Consider the following 14,952-nt stretch of genomic DNA (forward strand, 5'->3'; position numbering starts at 1 on the left):
CCCCGACCGGAGACCCTCCCCACCATGACCCTGGTTGCTGCACCTGCCCGACTGTCCACCCAATCCGCCACCTTCGAGGCCGACTTTCAGGCCCGACTGCATTGGTCGGCCGACACCGATGCTGCCATCGAGCAGCGCGTGGCCGACATCCTGGCCGATGTGCAGCACCGGGGCGACGCCGCTGTGCTGGCGTACACGCAGCGTTTTGACGGCCTCGAGGCCGCCGACATGTCGGCCCTGGAGCTGAGCCAGGCCGAACTCAAGGCGGCCTTTGACAGCCTGCCCGAAGCCCAGCGTCAGGCCCTCGAACAGGCGGCCCGCCGTGTGCGCAGCTACCACGAAGCGCAGAAAAAAGCCTCGGGCGAGAGCTGGAGCTACCGCGATGAAGACGGTACCTTGCTGGGCCAGAAGGTCACCCCGCTGGACCGCGTCGGCATCTATGTGCCCGGCGGCAAGGCGGCTTACCCGTCCAGCGTGCTGATGAACGCCATCCCGGCCCACGTCGCTGGTGTGGGCGAGATCATCATGGTGGTGCCCACCCCCAAGGGCGAAAAGAACGCACTCGTGCTGGCCGCCGCCTACGTGGCCGGTGTCAGCCGGGCCTTCACCATTGGGGGCGCGCAGGCCGTGGCCGCGCTGGCCTATGGCACCGCCACCGTGCCCAAGGTGGACAAGATCACCGGCCCGGGCAACGCCTACGTGGCCAGCGCCAAGAAGCGGGTGTTCGGCACCGTAGGCATCGACATGATTGCGGGCCCGAGTGAAATCCTGGTGCTGGCCGACGGCAGCACCCCGGCCGACTGGGTGGCCATGGACCTGTTCAGCCAGGCCGAGCACGATGAGTTGGCGCAGAGCATCCTGTTGTGCCCGGACGCCGCTTACCTCGACGCGGTGCAGCGCGAGATCGACCGCCTGCTCCCCACCATGCCGCGTGCCGCCATCATTGCCAAGTCGCTCAGCGACCGCGGTGCTCTGATCCTGACCCGCGACATGGAAGAGGCCTGCGCCATCAGCAACCGCATCGCTCCCGAGCACCTGGAGGTCTCCAGCCGCGATCCGCACCGCTGGGAGCCGCTGCTCAAGCACGCCGGTGCCATTTTCCTGGGCGCCTTCACCAGCGAAAGCCTGGGCGACTACTGCGCCGGCCCCAACCACGTGCTGCCCACCAGTGGCACGGCGCGCTTCAGCTCGCCGCTGGGGGTGTATGACTTCCAAAAACGCAGCAGCCTGATCGAGGTCAGCGAAGCCGGTGCCCAGACCCTGGGTCGCATCGCCGCCGAACTCGCCTACGGCGAAGGCCTGCAGGCCCACGCCCAAGCGGCAGAAATGAGACTCAAGCGATGAGCCCGACCCCCCCTTCCGCCCTGCGGGTGATCCGCCAGGACGTGCAGTCCATGCACGCCTACGCGGTGCAAGACGCCACCGGCCTGCTCAAGCTCGACGCGATGGAAAACCCCTTTGGTCTGCCCCCTGCGCTGCAAGCCCAGCTGGGGGAGCGCCTGGGGCGGGTGGCAGTCAACCGCTACCCCGGTGAGCGCATCAACGACCTCAAGCGGGCGTTGGCCGTCCATGCCGGCCTGCCGGTGGGCCAGGCCCTGATGTTGGGCAACGGTTCGGACGAGCTGATTTCTCTGCTGGCCCTGGCCTGCGACCTGCCGGGGGCCAAGGTACTGGCGCCGGTGCCGGGCTTTGTCATGTACGCCATGAGCGCGCAGCTGCAAGGCCTGCAGTTCGTGGGGGTGCCGCTGACCGCCGACTTCGAGCTCGACGAGGCCGCCATGCTGGCCGCGATTGCCGAGCACCGCCCCGCCATCACCTACCTGGCCTACCCGAACAACCCCACCGCCAACCTCTGGAACGCCGACGTCATCCGCCGCGTGATCGCCGCGGTGGGCGAGCAGGGCGGCCTGGTGGTCATGGACGAGGCTTACCAGCCCTTTGCCAGCCACAGCTGGCTCAGCGAAATCAGCGCCCACCCTGAGCGCCACGCCCATGTGCTGCTGATGCGCACGCTCAGCAAGTTCGGTCTGGCCGGCATCCGCCTGGGCTACATGATGGGCCCCGAAGCCCTGATTGCCGAGCTCGACAAGGTGCGCCCGCCCTACAACATCAGCGTGCTCAACGCCGAGTGCGCGCTGTTTGCGCTCGAGCATGCCGAGGTGTTCGACCAGCAAGCCGCCACGCTGCGCAGCGAGCGTGCCCGCCTGCTGACGGCCCTGGCCGCTGTGCCCGGTGTGAAGGCCTGGAACAGCGACGCCAACATGGTGCTGGTGCGGGTACCCGAGGCCCAGAAGACCTTCGACGGCATGCGTGCTCGCGGGGTCCTGATCAAGAACGTTTCTAAAATGCACCCATTGCTGGCCCAGTGCCTGCGGCTGACCGTGGGCTCGCCCGACGACAACGACCGCATGTTGGCCGCGCTTCAGGCTTCCTTATGACCTCCTCCGCCCTTGTTCCCACCAGCGCCGCCCCGGCTGAGCGCACCGCAGAAGTCTCCCGCAACACGGCCGAGACGCGCATCACCGCCCGCATCAATCTGGACGGCACCGGCCTGTCGAAGCTGCACACCGGCATCGGTTTCTTTGACCACATGCTCGACCAGATTGCGCGCCATGGCCTGATCGACCTCGACATCCACTGCGAAGGCGACCTGCACATCGACGGTCACCACACGGTCGAAGACGTCGGCATCACCTTGGGCCAGGCCTTTGCGCGCGCGGTTGGCGACAAAAAAGGCATCCGCCGCTACGGCCATGCCTATGTGCCGCTCGACGAGGCGTTGTCGCGCGTGGTGGTCGACTTCTCGGGCCGCCCGGGGCTGCACATGCAGGTGCCTTTCACCAGCGGCATGATCGGCGGCTTCGACACCCAGCTCACCTTTGAGTTCTTCCAGGGCTTTGTCAACCACGCCGGCGTGACCCTGCACATCGACAACCTGAAGGGGCACAACGCCCACCACCAATGCGAGACTGTGTTCAAGGCCTTCGCCCGCGCCCTGCGCGCCGCGCTGGAACTGGACCCGCGTTCGGTGGGGGTGATCCCGTCGACCAAGGGCTCGCTCTGATTGTTTGACCGGGTCCGGGCTTTGCTCCGTGGCCGCTTTTGTTGAGATTGTTCGCGATGACTACATCATCCAATACCGTGGCGGTGGTCGATTACGGCATGGGCAACCTGCGTTCGGTGTCGCAGGCAGTGCAAGCCGTGGCCCAGGACAGCGGGGTGCAGGTGCTCATCACCTCGCGCCCCGAGGACGTGCGCGCCGCCACCCGCGTGGTGCTGCCGGGGCAGGGCGCCATGCCCGACTGCATGCGCGAACTGCGCGAGTCCGGCTTGCTGGAATCGGTGCTGGAGGCCGCTGCCAACAAGCCCTTGTTCGGCGTGTGCGTCGGCATGCAGATGCTGCTCGACCACAGCGCCGAGGGCGACACCCCGGGCCTGGGCTTGATCCCTGGCGAGGTGGTCAAGTTTGACCTGGCAGGCCGGGTTCAGGCCGATGGCAGCCGTTTCAAGGTGCCGCAGATGGGCTGGAACCAGGTGCGCCAGGCCCAGCCCCACGCGCTGTGGGCGGGCGTGCCCGATGACAGTTACTTCTATTTCGTGCATAGTTTCTACGCGCGTCCGTCCGATGCGCGCCACAGCGTGGGTGAAGCCGACTATGGCGGTCGCTTTACCGCGGCAGTCGCGCGCGATAATATTTTTGCCACCCAGTTCCACCCCGAAAAGAGCGCCGGCCACGGCCTGGCCCTGTTCCGCAACTTCCTTCACTGGAAGCCCTGATTTTTTCCCGCTGCAATTTCGCTGCTCACGGCACCATGCAACTCATTCCTGCGATCGATCTCAAAGACGGCCACTGCGTTCGCCTCAAACAAGGCGACATGGACCAGGCCACCACCTTCGGTGAAGACCCCGCCGCCATGGCGCTCAACTGGGTCAACAAAGGCGCTCGCCGCCTGCACCTGGTGGACCTGAATGGCGCCTTTGCGGGCAAGCCGCAAAACTACGGGGCCATCAAGTCCATCCTCAAGGCCGTGGGAGACGACATTCCGGTGCAGCTGGGCGGGGGCATCCGGGACCTGGACACGATTGAAAAGTACATCGACGGCGGGCTGCGCTACGTCATCATCGGCACCGCCGCGGTCAAGAACCCGGGCTTCCTGAAGGACGCCTGCACCGCGTTTGGTGGTCACATCATCGTCGGCCTGGACGCCAAGGACGGCAAGGTCGCCACCGATGGCTGGAGCAAGCTGACCGGCCACGAAGTGGTCGACCTGGCGCGCAAGTTCGAAGACTGGGGCGTTGAGTCCATCATCTACACCGACATCGGCCGCGACGGCATGCTGTCGGGCATCAACATCGACGCCACCGTCAAGCTGGCGCAGGCCCTGACGATCCCGGTGATCGCCTCGGGCGGCCTGGGCAGCATGGCCGACATCGAGCAGCTGTGCGCCGTCGAGGACGAGGGCGTTGAGGGTGTGATCTGTGGTCGCGCCATCTACTCGGGCGACCTCGATTTCGCGGCCGCACAAGCGCGCGCCGACGAACTCAACGGATCGCTCTGATGCTGGCCAAACGCATCATCCCCTGCCTCGACGTGACGGGCGGGCGGGTCGTCAAAGGCGTCAATTTCGTCGAGTTGCGCGACGCGGGCGACCCGGTCGAGATCGCGGCCCGCTACAACGAGCAGGGCGCGGACGAACTGACCTTCCTGGACATCACGGCGACCAGCGATGGGCGCGATGTGATCCTGCACATCATCGAGGCGGTGGCGTCGCAGGTCTTCATCCCGCTGACCGTGGGCGGGGGCGTGCGCACCGTGGACGACGTGCGTCGCCTGCTCAATGCGGGCGCCGACAAGACCAGCTTCAATTCAGCCGCCATTGCCAACCCGCAGGTCATCAGCGACGCCTCGGCCCGCTATGGTGCGCAGTGCATCGTGGTGGCCATCGACGCCAAGCGCCGCCACGGCGACGACGTGCTGGCGCGGGGCGAGGGCTGGGACGTCTACAGCCACGGGGGCCGCAAGAACACCGGTCTCGACGCAGTGGCCTGGGCCACCGAGATGGCGCGCCGCGGCGCAGGCGAGATCCTGCTCACCAGCATGGACCGCGACGGCACCAAGTCGGGCTTTGACTTGGCGCTGACCCGGGCGGTCAGCGACGCTGTCAGCGTGCCGGTGATCGCCTCGGGCGGTGTCGGCGACCTCGACCACCTGGCCGACGGCGTGCAGCAAGGCGGTGCCGACGCCGTGCTGGCTGCCAGCATCTTCCACTACGGTGAGTACACCGTGGCCCAGGCCAAGGCCCGCATGGCCGAGCGGGGCATCCCGGTTCGCCGCTGACAAACCACTCGCGGGGCCGGCCCTCGGCGGGCCGTCTGCCGGTTTGGTCACACAAATCACCGACAATCGCCCCATGAACTGGTTAGATGAAGTCAAGTGGGACGCACAGGGCCTGGTGCCCGTGATCGCCCAAGAGCAAGGCAGCAACGATGTGCTGATGTTTGCGTGGATGAACCGCGAGGCCCTGCAAAAGACGGCCGAGCTGGGGCGGGCGGTGTATTTCAGCCGCTCGCGCAACAAGCTGTGGTTCAAGGGCGAGGAGTCCGGCCACGTCCAGACGGTGCACGACATCCGCCTCGATTGCGACAACGACGTGGTTCTGCTCAAGGTCACGCAGCAAGGCCATGAGCCGGGCATCGCCTGCCACACCGGGCGCCACAGCTGTTTCTTCCAGCAGTACGACCAGGGCCAGTGGCGTCCGGTCGACCCGGTCTTGAAAGACCCGGAATCCATCTACAAGTAAGTGCCCATGAGCTCCAACGATTCCCTGGCCCGACTGGCCGCCGTCATCGAAAGCCGCAAGCCGGCCAATGGGGGCGACCCCGACAAAAGCTATGTCTCGCGCCTGCTGCACAAGGGGCCCGATGCGTTTCTCAAGAAAATCGGTGAAGAAGCCACCGAAACCGTGATGGCCGCCAAGGACGCGGACCACGGCGGTGACCCGCAAAAGATCGTCTACGAAGTGGCCGACCTGTGGTTTCATTCGATGATCGCGCTGGCCCATTACGGCCTGAGCCCGGCCGATGTGGTGGCCGAACTGGAGCGCCGCGAAGGCACCAGCGGCATCGAAGAAAAAGCCCTGCGCAAGCTGCAGGGCCGCGAAGCCGGTCAGGTCTGACCCGGTTCCCCCATCCCTTCTGAGGAGTTGCCCCATGCACGTTGAGAACCCTGACGCTGAAGGCAGCACCGCCTGGGGCTGGGTCAGCTACGTGCTGCACCTGGTGGTGGCCCTGGGGGCCGTCCTGCCAGGGGCACAAGCCTCGGTTGGCCTGCTCTTGGTGGCCTTGGTGATCGATTTGATCTCGCGCCGCCAGGCCCTGGGGCAGTGGCAGGCCACCCATTGCCAGTGGCGCATCCGCACGGTGCTGTGGGCGGGCTTGTTTTACCTGCTGACGGCGCCGCTGTGGCTGTTTTTTCTGCTTCCCGGCATGATCGCCTGGGGGCTTGTTTCTTTGTGGTTTCTCTACCGCATCGTGCTGGGCATGGTGCGCATGAACCGTCAACAACCCATGGAGTGGCCTGATGTCGGCTGATGCCAACTGCATTTTCTGCAAGATCGTGGCGGGACAGATTCCCTCGCGCAAGGTCTTTGAGGACGAAGACCTGTTTGCTTTTCACGACATTGCGCCCTGGGCGCCGGTGCATTTTCTGATCATCCCCAAGCTGCACATCCCGTCGATGGCGCAGGTGGGGCCCGAACATGCCGCCCTGATGGGCAAGATCATGACGCTGGCCCCCCAGCTGGCGATCGAGCAAGGCTGCCGCCCCTACCCCGAAGGCGGCTTCCGCATCGTGACCAATACGGGCGCGGAAGGTGGACAGGAGGTGCACCATCTCCATGTTCATGTCATGGGTGGTCCTCGGCCCTGGCTCAAGGGCTGATACTTCGCAATGTGGCCGGACCTCACGGTGATCGGCGTCTAAAATCTAGCAATTCTTCAGGAGAAATCCATGGGTTCGTTTTCTATCTGGCACTGGCTGATCGTGCTGCTGATCGTGGTGATGGTGTTTGGCACCAAGAAGCTCAAGAACATCGGTTCTGATTTGGGCGGCGCCGTCAAAGGCTTCAAGGATGGCATGAAGGACGGCGGGACCGCTGAAGCCGCCGCTGCCGCCGATGCTGCGGCTGCCAACGCCCCCGCGGCCCAGGTGGCTGCGAACAAGGTGGCTGAGAAAGCCACCATTGATGTTGAAGCCAAGACCAAGTCCTGAGCTTCACAGCACCCACTTGCGGGTGGGTGGGCCCCTGCCGGGCCCCGTCTGTGTGGACGGTGGGTGGCTTTTTTCTAGCGGACGGATTCCTTCATGATTGACCTTGGCATTTCCAAAATGGCGCTGATCGGCGCGGTGGCGTTGATCGTCATCGGGCCCGAGAAGCTGCCACGGGTGGCCCGCACGGTCGGCACCTTGCTGGGCAAGGCGCAGCGCTATGTGGCCGACGTCAAGGCCGAGGTGAACCGTTCGATGGACCTGGACGAGCTGCGCAAGATGAAGGACACCGTCGAAAGCGCCGCTCGGGATGTGGAGAACTCCATCCACACCAGCACCCGGGAGTTTGAGCAGTCCTGGAGCGAGACCACCGAGGCGGCGCTGACCAGCCAAGTCGAGGCCTCGCTGCCCAGTTACCGCCACCCCGGCAAGAACTGGCGCTTGAAGCGGGGCGCGACGCCACAGTGGTACAAAGCCCGCAATGGTGTGCGGACCAAGGCCTTGTCTGGCGCTGCGCGTGTCGCCCGCTACCGGCCGCGGAAGTTCAATTGAAAGGGCCGCTGCCGGCCCTTTCGTCGTTTTGACGCCTCCCCCTCCCGGCCTCGGTGCCCACGCCGGAGCGCCTCCCCTCATTCTTCTTCTCCAACATGTCCGACTCCCCTAAACAAGACGACGAACTGGCCGGTACCGAGCAGCCTTTTGTGCAGCACCTGATGGAGTTGCGCGACCGCCTGGTCAAGGCCTTGCTCTCGGTCGGGGTGGTTGCACTGCTGCTGTCTTTCTACCCGGGCCCTGGCGAGCTGTACGACCTGCTGGCGGCGCCGCTGGTGGCTTACTTGCCCAAGGGGGCCACGTTGATCGCCACCAATGTGGTGTCGCCGTTCGTGGTGCCGATCAAGATCCTGTTCATGACGGCGCTCCTGATCGCCTTGCCCTATGTGCTCTACCAGATCTGGGCTTTCGTGGCGCCGGGCCTGTACTCGCACGAGAAGAAGCTGGTGCTGCCGCTGGTGGTGTCGAGCACGGTGCTGTTCATCGTGGGCGTGGCGTTCTGCTACTTCTTTGTCTTTGGCAAGGTGTTCTCGTTCATTCAGAGCTTCGCGCCCAAGTCGATCACGGCCGCCCCTGACATCGAGGCCTACCTGGACTTCGTGCTGGGCATGTTCCTGGCCTTTGGGCTCGCGTTTGAGGTGCCGGTGGCGGTGATCCTGCTCGTGCGCATGGGCATCGTCACCACGGCGCAGCTGCGCCAGTACCGTGGCTACTTCTGGGTCGCTGCCTCGGTGGGCACGGCCTTGGTCACGCCGCCGGACGCGGGGTCGATGCTGATCCTGCTTGGTGTGGTGGGCGGCCTGTACGAGGTCGGCATCCTGGCGGCTCAGGCTTTTGTGCGCAGCACCACCAAGCCTTCAGACGACGCCAACGAAGGCCCTGCAGCCTGATCTCAGGTGGGCTCGGGCAGGGCGGCACGGCGCACCCTGCCGGTGGTTGAGCGCTGGGTGGTTGAGCGCTGGGACCTGGGCCCCCTGATCTGAACATTCGGGACTGGCGCCCTGGCTCTGAATCTGAAGCGCGCCACCCGGCCGAACGATCGAAGGGCTGGCGCTGCGCCGCCGTCGGCCCCTGTCTACTTCACTCATCACCTTCCAGCACCGCGCCATGGCCGTTGCGGGGCCTGCCTCGGTCCTCCTGGAGCCTCATCAGGCGTTCGCCCTGGGCCTGCACGAAGCCTGTTGCCGAGCGGTGGGCTGGGTGATCGGTGCCAGTGTTGGTGCCGCTGCCTCAACGGCGTTGTGGGTGGGCGCGCGGGCGGATGCCGGGCGTCACTTCGACGGCCACCTTGTCGCCGCGGCGCAGCAGCTGGAAGCGACTGGCCTGGCCCGGTGTGAGCAGGGACACATGGTTCAACAACTCGGGCACGCTCGTCACCGGCTTGTCGCCGACCTGAACAATCACATCGCCCGGGCGGATGCCGGCCTGGGCCGCCGGGCCGTTTTGCAGCACCCCGGTGATGATCACCCCGGGCACTGGCTTGATGCCGAAGGTTTCGGCCAGTTCCGGCGACAGCTCATTGGGTTCGACGCCAATCCAGCCCCGGGTCACTCGGCCGTCCTTGACGATGCTGTCCAGCACCTGGCGGGCGGTCGAGACTGGGATGGCAAAGCCAATCCCCATGCTGCCGCCGGAGCGCGAGTAAATGGCGGTGTTGATGCCCAGCAGGTTGCCATTCACATCCACCAGGGCGCCCCCCGAGTTGCCGGGGTTGATCGCGGCGTCGGTCTGGATGAAGTTCTCGAAGGTGTTGATGCCCAATTGGTTGCGCCCCATGGCGCTGACGATGCCACTGGTGACCGTCTGCCCCACACCGAAGGGGTTGCCGATGGCCAGCACCTGGTCGCCGACCTGCAAGGTGTCCGAGTTGCCGAGGGCGATCACGGGCAGCTTGTCGAGTTCGATCTTCAGGATGGCCAGGTCGGTGTCCGGGTCGGTGCCGATCACCTTGGCGTTGGCGCTGCGACCGTCATTGAGCGTGACCTCGATCTCATCGGCGTTCTCGACCACGTGGTTGTTGGTCAGGATGTAGCCGGTCGGGCTGACGATCACGCCGCTGCCCAGGCCACCTTGCTGCGGTTGGGCCTGCGGGCCCGGGGTGCCGAAGAAGAACTGGTACCAGGGGTCGCTGCTGCGCGGTTGCTGGGCGGCCTTGCTGGTGTTGATGCTGACGACGGCCGGCGAGGCCTTGCGCGCCGCGCCACTGAGGCTGCCCGGGGCGGGCACGCCGGCGGGGGCGGCCGGGGCTTCGATCAGGGCAATGCCCCCTTGCGAGTGCACCAGGCCTTGGCGCACCCAACCGGGCTGCAGGGTGGCCACCACAAAGTAGGCGGCCAGCAACACGGTCACAGATTGAGAAAACAGCAGCCAGATGCGCTTCATGGGGGTCCGTCTGTCATTCGTCAGGAAAGCTGAGGGGGCCGCGGGCGGGCGCGGCAGGTCTGCGGCCTATTGTCCACCAAGCCCGGGCCGTTTGCCGCCTTCGCGACCCGACGGCGCCTGCCCTCTGCGCTTGGCTGCTGAGACAATCGAGGCCATGAGCACTGATCGACACACCCTGCTGCAGACCTGCGACGTCTGGCTGCAACCTGAACGTTTCAAAGATTACGGCCCCAATGGCTTGCAGGTGGAGGGCCGGGCCACGGTGCGCCACCTGGTGTCGGGCGTCACCGCCAGCCTGGCGCTGATCGACGCCGCCATCGAGGCCCGGGCCGACGCGATCCTGGTTCACCATGGCCTGTTCTGGCGTGGCCAGGATGGCCGCGTGACGGGCTGGATGAAACAACGCCTGCAGCGCTTGCTGGCCCATGACATCAACTTGCTGGCCTACCACCTGCCCCTGGATGCGCACCCGCAATGGGGCAACAACGCCCAGTTGGGGCGCGTGCTGGGCTGGCAGGCCGACGCCTGGTTCGGCGAGCAGAACCTGGGCTGCCTGGCCTCGACAGACTGGGCCTCGGCCGACGCGCTGGGCAAGCATGTGGCGCAGTGCCTGGGCCGTGCCGTGACGGTGGTGCCAGGCGATGGCCGGCCGGTGCGCCGGGTGGCCTGGTGCACGGGCGGTGCGCAGGGCTATTTCGAGGCCGCGATCGCGGCGGGCGCCGATGCCTTCATCACCGGTGAGATCTCCGAGCCGCAAGCCCACTACGCGCGCGAGTTGGGGGTGGCTTTCGTGGCTGCGGGGCACCACGCGACCGAGCGCTACGGGGCGCCGGCGCTGGCGGCCCAGGTGGCCGCCCAGTTGGGCCTGACGCACCAGTTCATTGACATCGACAACCCCGCTTGAAAGGCCTCGCCATGACTTCATCGACTGTGCGGCCGTCTTGGGCCGCAGGCGCTGCCTTGGCCCTGACCCAGGGCGACCCGGCGGGCATTGGCCCTGAAATCATCGTCAAGGCCTACCGCGGAGCGCCCGAGCTGATGCGGGGGGTGTTGGTGGTGGGGCAGGTGGCGGTGCTGCGCCGCGCGGCGGCCGTGGTGGCGGCCGACGGGCCGGCGCTGCCCGTGGTGTGGGTGGCCAGTCCGGCCGATCTGGCCTCGGTGCCTCCGCGCTGCATCCCGGTGCTGGACCCCACGCCGGTCGATGAGCCGCTGGGCGAGGTGCCGGCCTGGGGGCAGGTCAGCGCCGAGGCGGGGCGACGTGCCGCGGACGCCGTGGTGTGGGCGGCGCGCGCGGCCCTGCAGGGCGCGGTCGGTGGGGTGGTCACGGCGCCCTTGCACAAGGAGGCCTTGCACGCGGCGGGGGGCGACTACCCCGGTCACACCGAGTTGCTGCAGGCCGAGGCGGCCCGTCATGCCGGGGTGCCCCTGGCGGAGATGCCCGTGCGCATGATGCTGGCCAACCCCGAGCTGCGCACCGTGCTGGTCAGCATCCATGTGTCACTGCGCGACGCCATCGAGGCGGTCACCTACGACAACGTGCTCACCACCTTGCGGATCACCCATGCAGCGCTGTCGCGCACCCTGGGGCGCGCGCCGCGCATCGGGGTGGCGGGCCTGAACCCGCATGCGGGCGAGGGCGGTTTGTTCGGTCGTGAGGAGGTCGACATCATCGAGCCGGCGGTGCGCGCCGCGCGGGCCCAGGGCCTGCTGGTGGAGGGCCCCATCGCCCCGGACACCGTGTTCATGCGGGCCCGCGACCAGGCACAGCGCCCGGGGGAGTTTGATGTGGTGGTGGCGATGTACCACGACCAAGGCTTGATCCCGGTCAAGTACCTGGGCGTGGAGCAGGGCGTCAACGTCACGCTGGGCTTGCCGCTGATCCGCACCAGCCCCGACCACGGCACGGCGTTTGACCTCGCCGGCACCGGCCGGGCCGATGCTTCGAGTTTGATCGAGGCGCTGCGCATGGCGCGCCAATTGATCGGGGCGCCCTGACCGTGGCACCAAATGCCACCGTGAAGACGGTGGCGTCTGTTTGGATTATTTCTTCAGGCTGTCACGAATTTCGCGCAGCAGCAAAATGTCTTCAGCCGTCGGTGCCGGGGCGGGTGCCGGAGGCGCTTCGACCGGGGTTTCACGCTTGAGTCGGTTGATTTGTTTGACCATCATGAAAATGATGAAGGCCAGAATCAGGAAATTCACCGCCACGGTGATGAAGTGACCATAGGCAAAAACCGGCACACCGGCTTTGCGGAGGCCTTCCAGGGTATCGACTGTCCCGGCCGGGACTTGGCCCAGCACCAGGTACAGATTTGAAAAATCCAGCTTGCCAAATACCAGGCCCACCACCGGCATGATCAGGTCAGCCACCACCGAGTCAACGATCTTGCCGAAAGCACCCCCGATGATCACACCGACGGCCAAGTCAATGACGTTGCCTTTGATGGCGAATTCGCGAAATTCCTTGATGACGCTCATGTTGTCTACATCCTTTATGAGGTACTGCAGTGTGCAGCAAATTGACAATTTTGCACCTTCTTGGCCTAGCGCAAACCCCGATTGAATTTTTTCGATCTCATTACCGGTAATTCTGCACATACCACAAACTGAGTTCTATGATTCTGTTGCATTGAATTTACAAGAGAGCCTCCGGTACAATCCCCGGTTGACCCCAAATCAGCGATGTTCATCGAGGAACCCCATGAGTGACACCCCAGTCGACACCCAGCGGATCGACTCCAGCAAGAGGACGTGGTTAATTGCTTCGACCTGTGCTGGTGCAGTGGGCGGCGTGGCTACCGCCGTTCCCTTCGTGAGTACTTTGACGCCTTCCGAGCGGGCTAAAGCAGCAGGTGCCGCGGTGGAGGTGGACATCTCCACGCTCAAGCCGGGCGAAAAAATCACGGCTGAATGGCGTGGTAAACCTGTTTGGATCGTCAAGCGCACGCCGGAGACCGTGGCCGAACTGGCCAAGCTCGACAGCCAGCTGGCCGACCCGAATTCGCTGCGCCACCCGGAAGACACCCCCGAGTACGCCCGCAACACCGCACGCTCCATCAAGCCCGAAGTGCTGGTGGTGGTCGGCATCTGCACCCACCTGGGTTGCTCGCCGTCCGACAAGTTCACGCCGGGTCCGCAGCCTTCGCTGCCGGACGACTGGGAAGGCGGCTTCCTCTGCCCTTGCCACGGTTCGACCTTTGACTTGGCCGGCCGCGTTTTCAAGAACAAGCCAGCGCCCGACAACCTGCCGGTACCGCCCCACATGTACCTGTCCGACACCCGCCTGCTCATCGGCGAAGACAAGAAGGCTTGAGGGAACACATCATGGCTGAATACAAGGAAATCTCCCCCAACGCCTCGGCAGGTGAAAAGCTGCTGAACTGGGTGGACAACCGCTTCCCCGCGTCCAAGCTGTACAAGGAGCACCTGTCCGAGTACTACGCGCCGAAGAACTTCAATTTCTGGTACTTCTTTGGCTCTTTGGCCATGCTGGTGCTGGTGATTCAGATCGTGACCGGCATCTTCCTGGTCATGCACTACAAGCCGGACGCCAACCTGGCCTTCGCCTCGGTCGAGTACATCATGCGCGATGTGCCCTGGGGTTGGCTGGTGCGCTACATGCACTCCACCGGGGCCTCGGCCTTCTTCGTGGTGGTGTACCTGCACATGTTCCGGGGTCTGCTGTACGGTTCGTACCGCAAGCCACGTGAGCTGGTCTGGATCTTCGGTTGCGGCATTTTCCTGTGCCTGATGGCCGAAGCCTTCATGGGTTACCTGCTGCCCTGGGGCCAGATGTCCTATTGGGGCGCTCAGGTGATCGTGAACTTGTTCTCCGCCATTCCCTTTGTCGGTCCGGACCTGGCCCTGCTGATCCGCGGCGACTATGTGGTGTCGGACGCCACCCTGAACCGCTTCTTCAGCTTCCACGTGATCGCGGTGCCGCTGGTGCTGCTGGGCCTGGTGGCTGCGCACATCATTGCGCTGCACGAAGTGGGCTCGAACAACCCCGATGGCGTCGAGATCAAGGGCCCCAACGCCCCTCGCGATGCCCAAGGCCACCCGCTCGACGGCATTCCTTTCCACCCCTACTACACCGTGCACGACATCCTGGGGGTGAGCGTGTTCCTGATGGTGTTCTCGGCCGTGATCTTCTTCGCGCCTGAGGCTGGCGGCTACTTCCTGGAGTACAACAACTTCATCCCGGCCGACCCGTTCAAGACGCCCAACCACATCGCTCCGGTCTGGTACTTCACGCCGTTCTACTCGATGCTGCGGGCCATCACCAGCGAGATGATGTATGCGCTGATCGCCTGCGTCGTGGCCGGTGCCTTCTTCGGTGCGGTCAAGTCCAAGCTGCCGTCGTTCCTGAAGGTCGGCGTGGTGGTCGGTGCCCTGGTGGCTGTGGCCCTGATGCTGTCGATCGACGCCAAGTTCTGGGGCGTGGTCGTGATGGGCGGCGCCGTGGTGATCCTGTTCTTCCTGCCTTGGCTGGACCACAGCCCGGTGAAGTCGATCCGCTACCGTCCGAGCTGGCACAAATACCTCTACGCCATCTTTGTGGTGGTCTTTGTGGTCCTGGCCTACCTGGGTGTTCAGCCGCCGTCGCCGATTGGCGAACGTGTCTCCCAAGTGGGCACGCTGTTCTACTTCGGCTTCTTCCTGCTGATGCCCTGGTGGAGCCGCTTGGGTGAACCCAAGCCGGTGCCTGACCGCGTGACCTTTGCCCCCCACTGATTGGCAGGAGAGAAAAA

General features: G+C 65.2%; 19 protein-coding genes. 17 read left to right on the forward strand and 2 right to left on the reverse strand.

The features are described from left to right. Nucleotides 1-24 precede the first annotated feature (24 nt). The 13 genes from hisD to tatC all read left to right on the forward strand — a co-directional run bounded on the left by hisD (nt 25) and on the right by tatC (nt 8,709). A complete protein-coding gene (gene hisD / locus PSQ40_RS11470; protein ID WP_273951596.1) occupies nt 25-1,344 on the forward strand; it encodes a histidinol dehydrogenase in 1,320 nt (439 codons plus the stop codon). Further along, nucleotides 1,341-2,438 (forward strand): histidinol-phosphate transaminase, encoded by a 1,098-nt coding sequence (hisC, locus tag PSQ40_RS11475; RefSeq protein WP_273951597.1) that lies wholly within the window; start codon nt 1,341-1,343, stop codon nt 2,436-2,438. The genes hisD and hisC overlap by 4 nt, the downstream gene beginning before the upstream one ends. Continuing rightward, nucleotides 2,435-3,064 (forward strand): imidazoleglycerol-phosphate dehydratase HisB, encoded by a 630-nt coding sequence (gene hisB, locus PSQ40_RS11480; protein WP_273951598.1) that lies wholly within the window; start codon nt 2,435-2,437, stop codon nt 3,062-3,064. Before hisC ends, hisB begins: the two co-directional genes overlap by 4 nt. Nucleotides 3,065-3,120: 56 nt before the next feature. Beyond that, nucleotides 3,121-3,777, forward strand: coding sequence for an imidazole glycerol phosphate synthase subunit HisH (gene hisH / locus PSQ40_RS11485; RefSeq protein ID WP_273951600.1), 657 nt, complete (start codon nt 3,121-3,123; stop codon nt 3,775-3,777). A gap of 35 nt (nt 3,778-3,812) precedes the next feature. Beyond that, on the forward strand, nt 3,813-4,559 hold the full coding sequence (gene hisA / locus PSQ40_RS11490; RefSeq protein ID WP_273951601.1) for a 1-(5-phosphoribosyl)-5-[(5-phosphoribosylamino)methylideneamino]imidazole-4-carboxamide isomerase: 747 nt from the start codon (nt 3,813-3,815) through the stop codon (nt 4,557-4,559). Then, entirely contained in the window at nt 4,559-5,338 is a 780-nt protein-coding gene (gene hisF / locus PSQ40_RS11495; protein WP_273951603.1) for an imidazole glycerol phosphate synthase subunit HisF, read from the forward strand. Before hisA ends, hisF begins: the two co-directional genes overlap by 1 nt. A gap of 73 nt (nt 5,339-5,411) precedes the next feature. Continuing rightward, on the forward strand, nt 5,412-5,801 hold the full coding sequence (gene hisI, locus PSQ40_RS11500) for a phosphoribosyl-AMP cyclohydrolase (RefSeq protein ID WP_273951604.1): 390 nt from the start codon (nt 5,412-5,414) through the stop codon (nt 5,799-5,801). Between the two features lie 6 nt (nt 5,802-5,807). Continuing rightward, nucleotides 5,808-6,176, forward strand: coding sequence for a phosphoribosyl-ATP diphosphatase (locus tag PSQ40_RS11505; RefSeq protein ID WP_273951606.1), 369 nt, complete (start codon nt 5,808-5,810; stop codon nt 6,174-6,176). A 34-nt stretch (nt 6,177-6,210) separates the two neighbouring features. Then, nucleotides 6,211-6,591, forward strand: coding sequence for a DUF4870 family protein (locus PSQ40_RS11510; RefSeq protein ID WP_273951608.1), 381 nt, complete (start codon nt 6,211-6,213; stop codon nt 6,589-6,591). After that, complete coding sequence (locus PSQ40_RS11515) at nt 6,581-6,940, forward strand: histidine triad nucleotide-binding protein (RefSeq protein ID WP_273951610.1); 360 nt, start codon at nt 6,581-6,583, stop codon at nt 6,938-6,940. The genes PSQ40_RS11510 and PSQ40_RS11515 overlap by 11 nt, the downstream gene beginning before the upstream one ends. A gap of 69 nt (nt 6,941-7,009) precedes the next feature. After that, nucleotides 7,010-7,270 carry a Sec-independent protein translocase subunit TatA gene (gene tatA / locus PSQ40_RS11520; RefSeq protein ID WP_273951611.1) on the forward strand — a complete coding sequence of 87 codons (261 nt, stop codon included), beginning with the start codon at nt 7,010-7,012 and terminating at the stop codon, nt 7,268-7,270. 93 nt (nt 7,271-7,363) lie between these two features. After that, a complete protein-coding gene (gene tatB / locus PSQ40_RS11525) occupies nt 7,364-7,819 on the forward strand; it encodes a Sec-independent protein translocase protein TatB (protein WP_273951612.1) in 456 nt (151 codons plus the stop codon). A 95-nt stretch (nt 7,820-7,914) separates the two neighbouring features. Continuing rightward, nucleotides 7,915-8,709 (forward strand): twin-arginine translocase subunit TatC, encoded by a 795-nt coding sequence (tatC, locus tag PSQ40_RS11530; protein ID WP_273951614.1) that lies wholly within the window; start codon nt 7,915-7,917, stop codon nt 8,707-8,709. A 340-nt stretch (nt 8,710-9,049) separates the two neighbouring features. Here the strand turns inward: tatC and PSQ40_RS11535 are convergent, their stop codons facing one another. After that, nucleotides 9,050-10,201, reverse strand: a complete 1,152-nt coding sequence (locus PSQ40_RS11535; protein ID WP_273951615.1) for a Do family serine endopeptidase — start codon at nt 10,199-10,201, stop codon at nt 9,050-9,052. Between the two features lie 154 nt (nt 10,202-10,355). Here PSQ40_RS11535 and PSQ40_RS11540 point away from each other — a divergent pair, with 154 nt between their 5' ends. Continuing rightward, nucleotides 10,356-11,105: a Nif3-like dinuclear metal center hexameric protein gene (locus PSQ40_RS11540; protein WP_273951616.1), complete on the forward strand. Its 750-nt coding sequence runs from the start codon at nt 10,356-10,358 to the stop codon at nt 11,103-11,105. 11 nt (nt 11,106-11,116) lie between these two features. After that, nucleotides 11,117-12,196: a 4-hydroxythreonine-4-phosphate dehydrogenase PdxA gene (gene pdxA, locus PSQ40_RS11545; RefSeq protein WP_273951618.1), complete on the forward strand. Its 1,080-nt coding sequence runs from the start codon at nt 11,117-11,119 to the stop codon at nt 12,194-12,196. 45 nt (nt 12,197-12,241) lie between these two features. Here the strand turns inward: pdxA and mscL are convergent, their stop codons facing one another. Next, the gene (gene mscL, locus PSQ40_RS11550) at nt 12,242-12,679 is read right to left on the reverse strand and encodes a large conductance mechanosensitive channel protein MscL (RefSeq protein WP_273951619.1); all 438 of its coding nucleotides are present in this window, start codon (nt 12,677-12,679) and stop codon (nt 12,242-12,244) included. Nucleotides 12,680-12,902: 223 nt separating this feature from the next. Between mscL and petA the strand changes: the two genes are divergently transcribed. Then, complete coding sequence (petA, locus tag PSQ40_RS11555) at nt 12,903-13,514, forward strand: ubiquinol-cytochrome c reductase iron-sulfur subunit (protein WP_273951621.1); 612 nt, start codon at nt 12,903-12,905, stop codon at nt 13,512-13,514. A gap of 11 nt (nt 13,515-13,525) precedes the next feature. Continuing rightward, complete coding sequence (locus tag PSQ40_RS11560) at nt 13,526-14,935, forward strand: cytochrome b (protein ID WP_273951622.1); 1,410 nt, start codon at nt 13,526-13,528, stop codon at nt 14,933-14,935. Nucleotides 14,936-14,952 lie beyond the last annotated feature (17 nt).

This window comes from Curvibacter cyanobacteriorum, assembly GCF_028649475.1.
Taxonomy (GTDB): Bacteria; Pseudomonadota; Gammaproteobacteria; order Burkholderiales; family Burkholderiaceae_C; genus Curvibacter; species Curvibacter cyanobacteriorum.

Coding starts and splice junctions, on each gene's coding strand:
- hisD (WP_273951596.1), top strand. CDS start 25: ATGACCCTGGTTGCTGCACCTGCCCGACTGTCCACCCAATCCGCCACC.
- hisC (WP_273951597.1), top strand. CDS start 1,341: ATGAGCCCGACCCCCCCTTCCGCCCTGCGGGTGATCCGCCAGGACGTG.
- hisB (WP_273951598.1), top strand. CDS start 2,435: ATGACCTCCTCCGCCCTTGTTCCCACCAGCGCCGCCCCGGCTGAGCGC.
- hisH (WP_273951600.1), top strand. CDS start 3,121: ATGACTACATCATCCAATACCGTGGCGGTGGTCGATTACGGCATGGGC.
- hisA (WP_273951601.1), top strand. CDS start 3,813: ATGCAACTCATTCCTGCGATCGATCTCAAAGACGGCCACTGCGTTCGC.
- hisF (WP_273951603.1), top strand. CDS start 4,559: ATGCTGGCCAAACGCATCATCCCCTGCCTCGACGTGACGGGCGGGCGG.
- hisI (WP_273951604.1), top strand. CDS start 5,412: ATGAACTGGTTAGATGAAGTCAAGTGGGACGCACAGGGCCTGGTGCCC.
- PSQ40_RS11505 (WP_273951606.1), top strand. CDS start 5,808: ATGAGCTCCAACGATTCCCTGGCCCGACTGGCCGCCGTCATCGAAAGC.
- PSQ40_RS11510 (WP_273951608.1), top strand. CDS start 6,211: ATGCACGTTGAGAACCCTGACGCTGAAGGCAGCACCGCCTGGGGCTGG.
- PSQ40_RS11515 (WP_273951610.1), top strand. CDS start 6,581: ATGTCGGCTGATGCCAACTGCATTTTCTGCAAGATCGTGGCGGGACAG.
- tatA (WP_273951611.1), top strand. CDS start 7,010: ATGGGTTCGTTTTCTATCTGGCACTGGCTGATCGTGCTGCTGATCGTG.
- tatB (WP_273951612.1), top strand. CDS start 7,364: ATGATTGACCTTGGCATTTCCAAAATGGCGCTGATCGGCGCGGTGGCG.
- tatC (WP_273951614.1), top strand. CDS start 7,915: ATGTCCGACTCCCCTAAACAAGACGACGAACTGGCCGGTACCGAGCAG.
- PSQ40_RS11535 (WP_273951615.1), bottom strand. CDS start 10,201: ATGAAGCGCATCTGGCTGCTGTTTTCTCAATCTGTGACCGTGTTGCTG.
- PSQ40_RS11540 (WP_273951616.1), top strand. CDS start 10,356: ATGAGCACTGATCGACACACCCTGCTGCAGACCTGCGACGTCTGGCTG.
- pdxA (WP_273951618.1), top strand. CDS start 11,117: ATGACTTCATCGACTGTGCGGCCGTCTTGGGCCGCAGGCGCTGCCTTG.
- mscL (WP_273951619.1), bottom strand. CDS start 12,679: ATGAGCGTCATCAAGGAATTTCGCGAATTCGCCATCAAAGGCAACGTC.
- petA (WP_273951621.1), top strand. CDS start 12,903: ATGAGTGACACCCCAGTCGACACCCAGCGGATCGACTCCAGCAAGAGG.
- PSQ40_RS11560 (WP_273951622.1), top strand. CDS start 13,526: ATGGCTGAATACAAGGAAATCTCCCCCAACGCCTCGGCAGGTGAAAAG.